The sequence below is a fragment of the Erythrobacter sp. genome, from assembly GCF_023653175.1.
Taxonomy (GTDB): Bacteria; Pseudomonadota; Alphaproteobacteria; order Sphingomonadales; family Sphingomonadaceae; genus Erythrobacter.
Window position 1 is genome coordinate 1 of the sequence record NZ_JAMNXL010000114.1, and the last position, 11,518, is coordinate 11,518.

The 11,518-nt window shown below is 68.5% G+C and carries 8 protein-coding genes; 1 reads left to right on the forward strand and 7 read right to left on the reverse strand.

Annotated features, from left to right (window positions below):
• Window positions 1-41 precede the first annotated feature (41 nt).
• The 5 genes from NBV68_RS12745 to NBV68_RS12765 form a co-directional block, all read right to left on the reverse strand.
• Entirely contained in the window at window positions 42-1,547 is a 1,506-nt protein-coding gene (locus tag NBV68_RS12745; protein WP_296310379.1) for a carboxylesterase family protein, read from the reverse strand.
• Window positions 1,534-2,538, reverse strand: a complete 1,005-nt coding sequence (locus NBV68_RS12750) for a sugar kinase (RefSeq protein WP_296310381.1) — start codon at window positions 2,536-2,538, stop codon at window positions 1,534-1,536. The genes NBV68_RS12745 and NBV68_RS12750 overlap by 14 nt, the downstream gene beginning before the upstream one ends.
• Before the next feature lie 10 nt (window positions 2,539-2,548).
• Window positions 2,549-3,304, reverse strand: a complete 756-nt coding sequence (gene kduD, locus NBV68_RS12755) for a 2-dehydro-3-deoxy-D-gluconate 5-dehydrogenase KduD (protein WP_296310383.1) — start codon at window positions 3,302-3,304, stop codon at window positions 2,549-2,551.
• Between the two features lie 13 nt (window positions 3,305-3,317).
• Window positions 3,318-3,950 (reverse strand): RpiB/LacA/LacB family sugar-phosphate isomerase, encoded by a 633-nt coding sequence (locus NBV68_RS12760; protein WP_296310385.1) that lies wholly within the window; start codon window positions 3,948-3,950, stop codon window positions 3,318-3,320.
• A gap of 92 nt (window positions 3,951-4,042) precedes the next feature.
• Window positions 4,043-5,062 (reverse strand): LacI family DNA-binding transcriptional regulator, encoded by a 1,020-nt coding sequence (locus NBV68_RS12765; protein ID WP_296310387.1) that lies wholly within the window; start codon window positions 5,060-5,062, stop codon window positions 4,043-4,045.
• A 143-nt stretch (window positions 5,063-5,205) separates the two neighbouring features.
• Here NBV68_RS12765 and NBV68_RS12770 point away from each other — a divergent pair, with 143 nt between their 5' ends.
• A complete protein-coding gene (locus NBV68_RS12770; protein ID WP_296310390.1) occupies window positions 5,206-6,006 on the forward strand; it encodes a fumarylacetoacetate hydrolase family protein in 801 nt (266 codons plus the stop codon).
• Here the strand turns inward: NBV68_RS12770 and NBV68_RS12775 are convergent.
• Window positions 6,003-9,041 carry a TonB-dependent receptor gene (locus NBV68_RS12775; protein WP_296310392.1) on the reverse strand — a complete coding sequence of 1,013 codons (3,039 nt, stop codon included), beginning with the start codon at window positions 9,039-9,041 and terminating at the stop codon, window positions 6,003-6,005. The genes NBV68_RS12770 and NBV68_RS12775 overlap by 4 nt on opposite strands.
• A 118-nt stretch (window positions 9,042-9,159) precedes the next feature.
• Window positions 9,160-11,439 carry a penicillin acylase family protein gene (locus NBV68_RS12780; RefSeq protein ID WP_296310394.1) on the reverse strand — a complete coding sequence of 760 codons (2,280 nt, stop codon included), beginning with the start codon at window positions 11,437-11,439 and terminating at the stop codon, window positions 9,160-9,162.
• Between the last annotated feature and the right edge of the window lie 79 nt (window positions 11,440-11,518).

Here is an 11,518-nt window from a genome sequence, read left to right on the forward strand (position 1 = left end):
CTCGGCGACGAACCGCTCGATCTGATCGTCAGCTATCCCAACTAGGTGCCGGGCTGGACATAGGGCACGCGGGCGAAGAGCTCGCGCTCCCAGCGGCGCGGATCGTTTTCCACGCGGCTTGTCGCGTCGAAGATCATGGTCCGGCGGGCGGCGAGGTCATAGTCGGGCCAGCCGGGATCGCCGGTGCGGGCGAAGCGGGTGAAGGCGTCCATCACCGCCTTGCTCATCGCGGTCTGTGCTGGTGTGGCATCGGGGACGGTGCCGAAGGCCAGGCCGATGTCGTCGGTGTGCTGCGCGTCCTCGAAAGCGAGCTGGTAGACGAAGGTGTTGCCCTTGCCGCTGCGGGCGCGTGCCTCGGCCTCCTCGACCTGGCCCCGCCAGCTGCGCGCAGGCGTGACGATGCGGTGGAAAAGCTCCTCGGGCGATGCCTCGGGATAGCGTTCGCGGAACTGGGCGACCACCCAGCCGGGCTCGAGATCGACGCGCATCTCCGGCCCGATCCGCTCGGCCAGATTGTCCCACGACAGGCCCTTCAGCACGCGGCCCTCGGGCGGATAGAAGGCCCGCGTCTCGGCAATGGTGTTGCCGAGCAGCATCGGGATATCGGCCGATTGCGCGGGCGCGTCGGGCCAGAAGGGGTGGCGGTGGAGGCTGCGCATGTCGAGCACCGGGCCGAAATAGACCCGCCCGCCCAGCACCGGATCGCTCGCACCGAGCGCGGCGACGAGCGCCTCGACCGGCGCGCCTGCCGGATCCTCGCCGAGCGCCGCGAGATAGGCGGCGGCGCGCTTGGCGGCATTGAGCGGGCCTGATGCCGTGACCTGCTGGCCACTCATGGTGATCGCCTTGTGGAAAAGGCCGCGGGCGGCGGGCATCGCCATCAGCGTCGCAATCTTCGCGCCCCCGCCGGACTGGCCGAAGACCGTGACATTGCCCGGATCACCTCCGAAGGCCGCGATGTTCCGCTGCACCCATTCGAGCGCGCAGATCAGATCGAGCTGCCCGGCATTGCCGCTGTCGGGGAAGCGCTCGGGCAGGTAGAGATAACCCAGCGCGTTCAAGCGGTGATTGACCGTCACCACCACCACATCGCCGCGCGCCGCGAGCGCCGCGCCGTCGTTGAGGGGATCGGTGACCGAGCCGGTGGAATAGGCCCCGCCGTGGAAATAGACCATCACCGGCTTGCGCTCGCGCGGGCGTCGGTCGGGTGTCCAGACGTTGAGAAACAGGCAGTCCTCGCTCTGGTCGGGGTAGGCGTTACCCGGCTGAGGGCAGGCGGGGCCGAACCGGTCGAAGGCTCCACCGTTCTGCTGGGCCTCGCGGATCGGCACCGGCTTCTCGAAGCGCCGCGCGGTGGCATAGCGAATGCTGAGGAAGGAACGCGCGGGCCGCTGGTCGAACGCAGTCTCGCGGCTCTTGTAGTATCCATCTGGAGCGGCCACGCCGTCGGTTGCGTCAACGACGACGCTGCCGCCCAGCATTACCCAGGCCCCCGCGGCCCCGCCCGCCAGCACGGCGCGGCGGGAGAGCCCCTCAGCGGCGGACATCGCCTGCACCCGCGCTGAAGCCGTCGAGCATCGCGCGGCTGACCGGGCACATGTCGCCCGCGATGGTGTGCTTGAGCGCGGCGAGCGCCAGCCCTCGCGCCGCCATCACGGCGAGATCGCCGCCTTCAAGCCAGCCGTCGATCACACCTGCGGCAAAGGCATCGCCCGTGCCGATCCGGTCTACGATCCCGGTGACGTCGATCTCCTCGGTCTGGTGGCTGCCTTCGCGGCTGTCGACCCGGGCGCTGATGCGGTGGTGATCGCTCGTCACCAGATGGCGCGCAGTCGAGGCGATCAGCTCGAGGTTCGGGAACGCCGCGAAAGCTGCCTCGGCCGCCTCGCGCCGCCGGTCCTCGCCTTCGCCCGAGAACGGCCGCCCGAGCAGCAGCGCAATGTCGCGGTGATTGCCGATGAGTATCGTCGCATCCGCCACCAGCTCGCGCAGGATCGTGGCGGGATCGCTGTCCCACGCGGCCCACAGCTGTGCGCGGAAATTGCCGTCGAAGCAGACCGGTACGCCTGCCGCTCGGGCCGCGGCCTGCGCAGCGCGCGCCAGTGCCACGCCCTTGGGGCCGAGCGCCGGGGTGATCCCTCCGCAATGCAGCAGCCGCGCACCGGCCAGCGCGCCCGCGAGGTCGATGCTCTGCGGCGCGGCCTCGGCAAAGGCGCTTCCGCCGCGGTCATAAGTGATCGCCGAAGGGCGCGGGCCGGAACCGGCCTCGAGGAAATAGAGCCCCATCCGCCCGGGCGCGCGCGTGATGTGCGCAGCGCCGACACCGCTCGCCCGAAGCGCAGCGAGGGCGCGCTCGCCCAGAGGATTGTCAGCCACCACCCCGGCAAAGCGAACCGCGTGCCCGAGGCTCGCCAGCGCCGAGGCGACATTCGCTTCGGCCCCGCCGACGACCATGTCGAGGCTGCTTGCCTGCACCAGCATCCGCCGCTCGGGCGGCGAGAGGCGCAGCAGGATTTCGCCGAAGCAGGTGATGTGCATGGGGGTGAGGTTACCGAGCCAGCCAGCCGCCGTCGACCGCCAGCACATGCCCGGTCACATAATCGGACGCAGGCGAAGCAAGGAACACCGCCGCCCCGGCGATGTCCTCCGGCCTGCCCCAGCGCCCGGTCGGGATGCGCTCCATGATCTGGCGGTTGCGGGTCTCGTCGGCCTGAAGCGCGGCGGTGTTGTTGGTGGCAATGTAGCCCGGCGCGATGGCGTTGACCTGCACACCCTTGGGCGCGAGCTCGTTCGCCAGCGCCTTGGTCAGCCCCACAACACCCGACTTGGCGGCGGCATAGCTCGGTACGCGGATGCCGCCCTGAAAGCTCAGGAGCGAGGCGATGTTGACGATCTTGCCCGATCCTTGGGCGGCCATCACCCGGGCGGCGGCCTGGCTGAGGAAGAACAGCGTCTTCAGGTTGGTGTCGACCACCGCATCCCAGTCTTCCTCGGTGAAGTCCGCAAGGTCGTTGCGGCGGATGATCCCGGCATTGTTGACCAGAATGTCGAGCCCGCCGAGCGCCGCCACCGCGTCGTCGACCAGCCCTTTCACCGGTGCGATCGTGGCAAGGTCCGCGCGCAGGTCGACCACCTTGCGCCCCGTCGCGGCGATCAGCGCCAGCGTCTCGTCCGGCGCGCTGCGCCCGGCGAGCGCCACGTCGGCTCCCGCCTCGGCCAGAGCGACCGCAATCGCCTGACCGATGCCTGTATTGGCCCCGGTCACCAGCGCGCGCTTGCCCGCAAGGTCGAAGGATATCGCCATGTCAGCCGCCCTCTTACAGCGCCTTCAGATAGGCGGCGATGCCGTCATCCTGGCAATTGGGGTAGAAATATTCGGCGAACTTCTCGCCCGCGATGGCGGCGCGCAGGAGGTCCTGATCGACGCTCTTCAGAACGGTGAGCATGTCGTGGCAGCTCGCCGCCTTGAGGTCGGCAAGCTTGCCGCGGTTGACCGCCATGATTGCCGCGCGTTCCTTGGGGTAGCCCGCGCCCGGCTCGCCTTCGAAGAGCTTGGCGTAGCAATCCTGCAGGTTCAGCTCCGCCGCCCAGCCGAAGCCCTTGGCATAGGGCATCGAGATCGCGTTGCCCGCATTGATCTGGCTGAACAGGAAGGCGTCGGTCGGGTCGATCACGAGCCCGCAGAACACGCCGGGCATGGCGTTGCAGGCGAGCATCGAGCCCATCCCCGTGCCGCAGCCGGTGACGACGAAATCGGCGGCTTTGGAGTTCAGCAGGATGCCGGTCAGCAGCCCGTTCATCACGTAGGTCAGCGAGGCCGAATCCTCGGCCGAGTACATGCCGTAATTGAACACCTCATGCCCCAGCGGCCCAACCACGGCGGTCAGCGCCTCGTGGATGATGCCGTTCTTGGCCGCCTGGCTGTTCTCGGTGATGAGCGCGATCTTCATGCCTTGTGTCCTTCCCTGCGCGGTCTTTTTAGGAAACCGGTGTCATGGGGCGGGGTGTAGCGCCAAAGCGGGGGCGGTTTCAACCACCCATTTCAGGCTTTGGGCGGGGCGACCGACTGGCGCTTGACCAGCCGGGCGGGGAAGCGGGACTCGCCTGCGACCTCCTCGGCCGGTGCGATCAGCTTCAATGCGGCGGCGCGGCCCATCTCGCGCACCGGCCAGCCGACGGTCGTCATCGGCGGCCAGATGTGGGCGGCAATCGGCGAATCGTCGAAGCCGATGATCGACAGGTCGTCGGGCACGCGCAGATTGCGCTGGCGGGCGGCGTGGAAGGCGCCCGAGGCCATCTCGTCATTGCTGGCAAAGATCGCGGTCGGCCGCTCGGACGCGTCGAGCAGCAGCCCTGCCGCCTCCAACCCGGACTCGAAGCGGTAGGTGCCAGGTGCGCGGGCCGAGTCAGGAACGACCAGCCCGTGCCGCGCCATCGCCGCGAGGAACCCCTCGCGCCGCTCGTGCGCGGACCGGAACCCCTTGGGCCCCTCGATCAGCGCGATCCGGCGGTGGCCGAGTTCGACCAGGTGATCAACCGCCGCCTCGACCATCTCGCGGTCGTTCGAGGCGACCATGTGATCCGCATCGTCGAGCATCGCCGAGCCCATGCGGACATAGCCGCAGCCCATCTCGAGGCACAGTTCGGCAAGCGCATCATTCTCCGAGATCGGCGGCAGGATCAGCACGCCGTAGAGCCGCTGCAGTTCGAGAAAGTGGCGGATGTCCTCGATCAGCGTGGGCGAATGCCGGTCGACCGGGCGCACCACCAGCGCGAATTCGGTGTCGCGGATCGCATCGAGCACGCCTTCCTGCACCTTGAGCACGGTCTGGGCATTGGGGTTGTCGTGGAGCAGGCCGAGCAGGAAATTGCGCCGCAGCGCCAGCGCGCGCGCCTGAGGGTTGGGGACGTAGCCAAGCTCGGCAATAACGGCCTCGACCTTGGTGCGGGTGTCCTCGCTCAGCAGCGCGGAGCGGTTGATCACCCGGCTGACGGTCTTCTTCGACACGCCCGCGAGGCGGGCCACATCGTTGATCGTTGGCGTCTTGTTCGATTTGGGCATCGGCGGTGGTGAACATCTTTCGCAAGGACTTCGCCCTTCTAGAGGGCATTCGCGCGAATGCAAAAAGCCGCCGCGACTTGCAGCCCCGACCCGCACAAGAAAGCTTTTGACACCGGTTTCCTTTTTCGCCAAGGCTCCGTTTCGTGGAGCGAGAGGACAATACCGAAACCGTGCTTTGCGATGCGCGTGACATCGCCTCGGCGTTCGTCGCCGCGCGGCGCAGCGGGGCTGCGATCAGCCATTATCCGGGCGCGGCGCCGCATGATCTGGCGAGCGCCTATGCCATTCAGGACGCGGCCCTTGCGCTGTGGGAGCGCGAGGTCGGCGGCTGGAAGGTCGGCCGCATCAACCCGCCGCGCGACGCTGAACTCGGTGCCGACCGGCTCGTCGGCCCCGCCTTCTCCGACACCATCCTCGCCGCCGGTTCGGCCGCGCCCTTCCCGGTCTTCCGGGGCGGATTTGCCGCCGCCGAGGCCGAATTCATGCTCCGCCTCGCGCCGCAGGACGGGCCGCTGCCCGCCACCCCGCAGGAGGCGATGGCGTGGGTCGACGAGGTGCGGATCGGCATCGAGATCGCCTCCTCGCCCTATGCGCGGATCAATGCCGACGGGCCCTGCGTCACGATTTCCGACCATGGCAATAATGCCGGCCTGCTGCTCGGCCCGGTCGTGCCGCGCGCGCAGTGGGACGCGCTCGACGCTGTCGAGGTGACGCTGGCGATCGACGGCACCGAAGTCGGCCGCGCCACCACCGCGACCATGCTTGACGGGCCGTTCGGGGCGGTCGCCTTCCTCCTTGCCAACCTCACCCGCCGGGGCTTTGCCATAAAGCCCGGCTGGTGGGTTTCGAGCGGCGCGATCACTGGCGTCCATGTGGTTGCGCCCGGCAGCGCGGTCGTTGCCGGGTTCGGCAAGCTGGGCTCGGTCGAGACGCTGATCGGCTAGAACTTGTAGGCCAGCCCGAACTGGAATTGCCGCGGCGCGCCCGCGTTCCGCTGCACGAACTCCGTCCCGCCGCCGAACTGGATCTGGTTCGAAGTCGTCGCTGCGTTGGCAAAGCCGCTCTGGTTATTGGCGTTGAAGACGTTGAACACGTCCGCGCTCGCCTCAAGCTTTCCACCCGCGACGGGGAGTGCGTAGCGCACCCCCAGATCGACCGTCGCCGACCATGGCAGGCGCGCCGAATTGCGGCTCTCGCCCGGGTAGCGGTCGGAATTGCCGAGGAAGTTCTCGCCGAAACTCGCCCCGTCGCCGTTCAGGTCCTGCGTCCCGAAGATCCGCGCATCGGGGACGAGATTGACCGGCTGGCCCGACTGGAACAGGCCCGCCGCGGTCAGGGTCAACCCGTCGAGCGGATAGAGGTAGCCCACCGCCGAGATCACATGCCGCCGGTCATTGGCCGAGGGGCCCCATTCGGCGGCGAAGTCGTTCGAATTGGCCGCGCGGAAATTGATGTCGTCGGTGTCGTTCCTCAGGCGCGAGAGGGTGTAGCTGACGCGGAACGCATAGTCGTCCTCGCCGCGCAGCTTGATCGCTTGCAGGATCAGCGCGAGGTATTCAGCCTCGCCCTCGGTCTCCGACACCGTGATCTGCCGCGCCCCGCCTGCCACGAGCGGGATCGGGCGCGAGGCGTCGGCGGCGGCTTGGCTGCGGACAAGGCCGAGGCTCTGCGCCAAAGCGAAGCGCGCGGCATTGTCCGGCAGGGCGCGCAAGAGCGCTATGTTGGCCTCGGTGAGGTTTGCAAGGTTGGGCGTGAAGGGCGCGGGCGCGTTGAGGTCGCGCAGCCGCAGCAGATTGTGCGAGCGGCTGTAGAGCGCATCCACCGACAGGGTGAGGGTGCTGGTCGCGGCATATTGGTAGCCGCCGCTGACCTGCACGCTCCACGGATTGTCGTAGCCGGTCGGGCTGAGGATGCGCCCCTCGCCCAATGTCGCGGTGCCCCGCAGCGCCTGCACCTGCGCCGGAGTAGGGCAGGCAGAAACGGTCGCACAGGGGGGCGTGACCGTCAGATTGCCGTCGAAGGTGATATCGCGCAGATCGATCCCCGCGGGAATGCCGCCCCGCGCCTGCAACTGCGCGAGCTGGCTCAGGAACCCGGCGGAGGTGGTGTTGCGCTGAAGCGCGTCGGAGATGACGGCGTAGGAGAGCTTGCCTGTGAAGATCCCCGCCCCGAAGCGCACCGAAGAGCGCGCGTCTGGCTGCCAGTTCAAGGCAAGGCGCGGGGCTATATTGTCGGTGTCGCCATCACCCGCACCGCGCTCCGTCAAGGTGTCGTAATCCCACCGCACGCCCAATGTGGCGGTGAGCGTCGGCGACAGCTCCCACGCATCCTCAAGGTAAAGCGCGATCAGTGTCTGCGGCGTGCCGAAGCTCTGCGGGCGCAGTTCGACCGCGTAATTGGCAACCACCGGGTTGAGCGACAGCACGTCCTGCGCAGTCAGCGCCAGCCCCCGGCCCGACAGGCTGGCGAGCTGCGGGGCGGTCAGGTCGACGGTGAAATTCCCGTTCGGGTTCCCCCCGCCGAGCAGCGCGAAGTCCGAGGCAATCGCGTCCACGCCTGCACTCAGCCGGTGCGCGCCGAGGTCGCGGCTGACGCGGTGCGTGGTCTGCCAGGTCTCCTCGAGGCTGTCGAAGACATAGCCGGGATTGCCGACCACCGCCGCAGTTAACCCCGAGGGACCGCGCACCACGACTTGAGCGCCGGGCGCGCCCGTCGCCTCGCCATAATCCCAGCGGAAGCGGCTGAATTGCAGCGCGCCATCGTAGCTCCAATCGGCCCCTGCATAGCTCGCTGTCGCGGCGATCAGCGTCGAGAACCGGTCCTGCCGCGATCCGGCCGAGGGGAAGGTCGCGTTCCCTCCGCCCAGCGCGCCGCCCGGACGGTCGATGGTGACGCGGCCAATATTGCCGCGCACACCAATCGTCCAGTCGTCGGTCAGCCGGTGGTCGAGGCGCAGCGATGCGAGATGGAATTCGTTGTTGCCGGTGACCGTGTCGACGATCCCCAATTGCGGCGCGTCGACGATCTGGGTGTTGCGATCACGGGTGTATTCGTAGTTCGCATAGAAGAAGGTCGTGTCGCGCTTCAGCGCGCCGCCCGCGGCGAAGCCGCCCTGATAGCGCTCGAAGCTCTCGCCGACAGGGTTGCCCGACAGGTCGCGGCGCGGGAAGGGGGACCGGGCGTCCAGCGGCCTGCCGGGGCGAACCAAGCCATAGACCTCGCCGGTGAAGGTGTTGCTGCCGGACGGGGTGGTATAATTGACTATGCCATTGGCCGTGCGCCCGTAGCCGGCCGAGTAGCTGTTCGCCAGCACGGTCACTTCGCGGGTGAAGCCCAAGGGCACGGGAAACTTGATCCCGCCGAGGAAGTTCTCGTTATTGTCGAGCCCGTCGATCAGGTAGTTGGTGTCGAGGCCGTTGCTCCCATTGATCGCAATCGACGGCGCCTCGGGGAAGAACCCCGTCGAGGGGACGACATTGGGCAGGCGGATCAGTGCGCCGAGCACATCGCGGCCCTCGATGGGCAGCGCCACCAACTGCTCGCGGGCGAGCGAGGCGGAAATCTCGGCGTTGGCCGTGTTGAGCCCGGTGATCGCGCGCGCGGCGGTCACCACGATGCCGGCGTCGGCGGACGGTTGAAGCTGGAGTATCACGCTGCGGGTGAAGTTCGCCCGCAGTTCCACGGCCTGCGCCGCGAGCGGCGCGAAGCCGGGGGCACTTGGGACCGAGACCTGATAGGCTCCGCCGGTCGTCACCCCGTCCAGCCGCACCGTGCCGCTCGCATCGGTGACCAGCGTGCGGGTAAGGCCGATGGCGGCGTTCTCGATCACCACTTCGGCGCCTGCGACCGGCGCGCCCTCGCTTGTCACGACGGTAATCTCGATCCCCGCCTGCTGCGCAAGGGCGGCGGGCGCACAGATCACGCTGGCAGCCGCCAAGGCGGCGCCTGCTGCGCTCGTGCGAAGCAAACCGGTCAACATTGTATTCCCCCTCGTTGGTTCTCCGGCGCGTGACGCGGCGCCTGCCGGTGTTCGTTGCCGACAGGCCCAGAGTTACAGCGCCGCGCCGCCGCCGCCGCTATCGCGATATTGCTGGCGGCTACTCGGCGATGCGCTTGGGCGGGGCGATGGTCTCGGCTGCAATCGCCTCGGCCGAGAAGGGCAGGCGGTGCCACTGCTTGGCCGCATAGGCCCGCGTCTGGTCGTGCGCGTGGGGGCTGGCGGGGTTGGTGGACTGCGAATAGCTCAGGATCGCGTCGGCGACCGGGCCCTTGTCGTCGAAGCCGACGATCTGGATGTAGCTCGTCCCGTGGCGCGGGGTGAGGCCGCCGGGGACGGACACCGATTCCTGCATGTTGAGGATGCCGAGCGTACCGGGGCCGCCGTGGATCGGGATCGCATCGTTCCCCGCCACCACCCGCTGCACTTCGCCCCACGGCGCGTCGAGGGCGATGGCGGCGGCGTCGAGTTCCGCCACTGCCTCGCCGAGCGCGGCGAGCAGCTTCTCGCCCTTCGCGCCCTCGGTGGCGAGGGTGCGCGGGGTGTTCACCGGATCGGCGGGATCGAAGGGCACCGCCCACAGGCCCGGCAGGCGCGCGGCCTTGGGCCAGAAGGCGCGGAACAGCGCGGCGCCGCGGCTGTCCGCCTCGAAGCGGCGGTCCCAGCTCGCCAGTGCCTTGCAGCCGCGCACGGCGGCTTCGGGCAAGGGGTCAGGGGTGACGCACAGCCCGCCGATGTCGTCCATCACCATGTCGGCCGCGAGGCTCTTGTTGGCAAAGGCATGGGCCTGCGCGCGCGCATGGTCGATCTTGCCGCCTGCGATCAGCGCGGCGGTCTCGGTGAAGTTGGACCGCGTGCGCAAGGACCGCGGCGTCGCATACCGGCCGAGCACCGGCGAAAGCTGGCGATAGGGCATCGCCGGGTTGCTGATCCAGTAAGAATCGTTCGAATTGGTGAGCCAGGTCTTGACTGTGGTCGCCGCCTGATCGCTGGCGGGCATCAACCCGGGGACGGGCGTGCCGGGGGCTTTGTCCCAGTCGCACGCCGCCTTGCTGCCATCGAGCAGGATCGCGAGCTCCGCGAACAGCCCCGCGATCGGCGTGGCGCAGGCCTTGGCCTTCTCGGCCCCGACATTGGGCACTGCGGTGATATCGGCATGGAGCGCGTCGCCGAAGCGGTCGGCGGCGATGGTGTTGACCCATGGAATGCCGAGCGTCTCGCTGATCGCCGCCTGCACTTCGCCCACTTTCTTCGCCTCGCCGATCCTCAGCCAGGTCTCGATCCCGCGCTGGTTGCCGCGGTTGGCGTCCTTCAAGGCAAAGGCACTCGCGGCGCTCCACGTGATCCCGCGTGAGGGGACGACGAAGACGGGCCCCCAGCGGGTGGAGTAGAGCGTGCGGGTTAGGGCGGGGGTGCCCTCGGGCATCGGTACGGTGACGGTCTGCGGGGTCATCGCCTCGCTCTTGCCGTCGACCATGTAGCGCGTCGCGTCCGCCGGATCGAGCGCCAGCTGGTAGAGCGTGAAGTGCCGCGCCTCGGTGACGGTGTGGGTCCAGGCGACATCCTTGTTGAAGCCGAGGGTCGGCATCGGGGTGCCCGCAAGGCCGACGCCCATCACCTCGTAGCCCCCGGGGCCCTTTACATGCATCTGCCAGAAGCGGCTCGGGCCCTTCCAAGGGAAATGCGGATTGCCGATCAGCATGCCGCGCCCGGTGGCGGTGACCTCGCTGCCGAAGGCCCAGCCATTGCTGCCAATGCCGAGTTCCTTTGGATCGGGCATGTTGATGGCGACCTTGGGGGCAGGGCTGCCCGGAGGCGCGGCATTGGCGATCGCGGGGGCGAGGTTCAGCGAGCTTGCCAGCAGCATCTGCTTCTCGTTCATCCGCAGCATGTCGTCGGCGGTGATGGGGCGAACCCACGCCTTGCCGCGGCATTCGGCGGGGATTCCTTCGGTGCCGGCATCCTTGAGGAAGCGGTTGTAGCCCGCGACATAGCCAGCCAGCAGATCCTGCACACGCGGGCTCAGCGTCTTGGCGCCCTCGCGCAGGGCGGGCAGGTCGATCACCGCGCGGAAGAACACGTCCGAGGAGAGGTTGTCGACCTCCTCGAAGCCGAGCACCGCCTTGGCCGCCGGCCCCCAGAAGCGCGAGCGCTCGCCCGCGACGGTGGCGAATTCCTCGGCCAGCAGGCACAGGTTGTCCTCGGCATAGGCATAGGCGACCCCGTAGCCCACGCCGCGCCAGTCCCGCGCCTCGATATGGGGGATGCCGAAGGTGGTGCGGGTAATGGTTGCGGCGTAGCGGGGCTTGGCCAGCGCCTCGCCCGCCGGAACTGCCACCAGCGCAGCGGTCGTCGCCGCCAGAACCGCAATCCGCTTCATTCTCTCTCTCCCGTCACCCGTATCGGGTTGCGGCAAGAGACCTATCGGGCGACCGCACAAAAGGGAACACGAAAAGGAA

What these genes read in the sequence shown, in the direction of transcription:
- NBV68_RS12745 (WP_296310379.1), bottom strand. Translation starts at nt 1,547, where the DNA reads ATGTCCGCCGCTGAGGGGCTCTCCCGCCGCGCCGTGCTGGCGGGCGGG.
- NBV68_RS12750 (WP_296310381.1), bottom strand. Translation starts at nt 2,538, where the DNA reads ATGCACATCACCTGCTTCGGCGAAATCCTGCTGCGCCTCTCGCCGCCC.
- kduD (WP_296310383.1), bottom strand. Translation starts at nt 3,304, where the DNA reads ATGGCGATATCCTTCGACCTTGCGGGCAAGCGCGCGCTGGTGACCGGG.
- NBV68_RS12760 (WP_296310385.1), bottom strand. Translation starts at nt 3,950, where the DNA reads ATGAAGATCGCGCTCATCACCGAGAACAGCCAGGCGGCCAAGAACGGC.
- NBV68_RS12765 (WP_296310387.1), bottom strand. Translation starts at nt 5,062, where the DNA reads ATGCCCAAATCGAACAAGACGCCAACGATCAACGATGTGGCCCGCCTC.
- NBV68_RS12775 (WP_296310392.1), bottom strand. Translation starts at nt 9,041, where the DNA reads ATGTTGACCGGTTTGCTTCGCACGAGCGCAGCAGGCGCCGCCTTGGCG.
- NBV68_RS12780 (WP_296310394.1), bottom strand. Translation starts at nt 11,439, where the DNA reads ATGAAGCGGATTGCGGTTCTGGCGGCGACGACCGCTGCGCTGGTGGCA.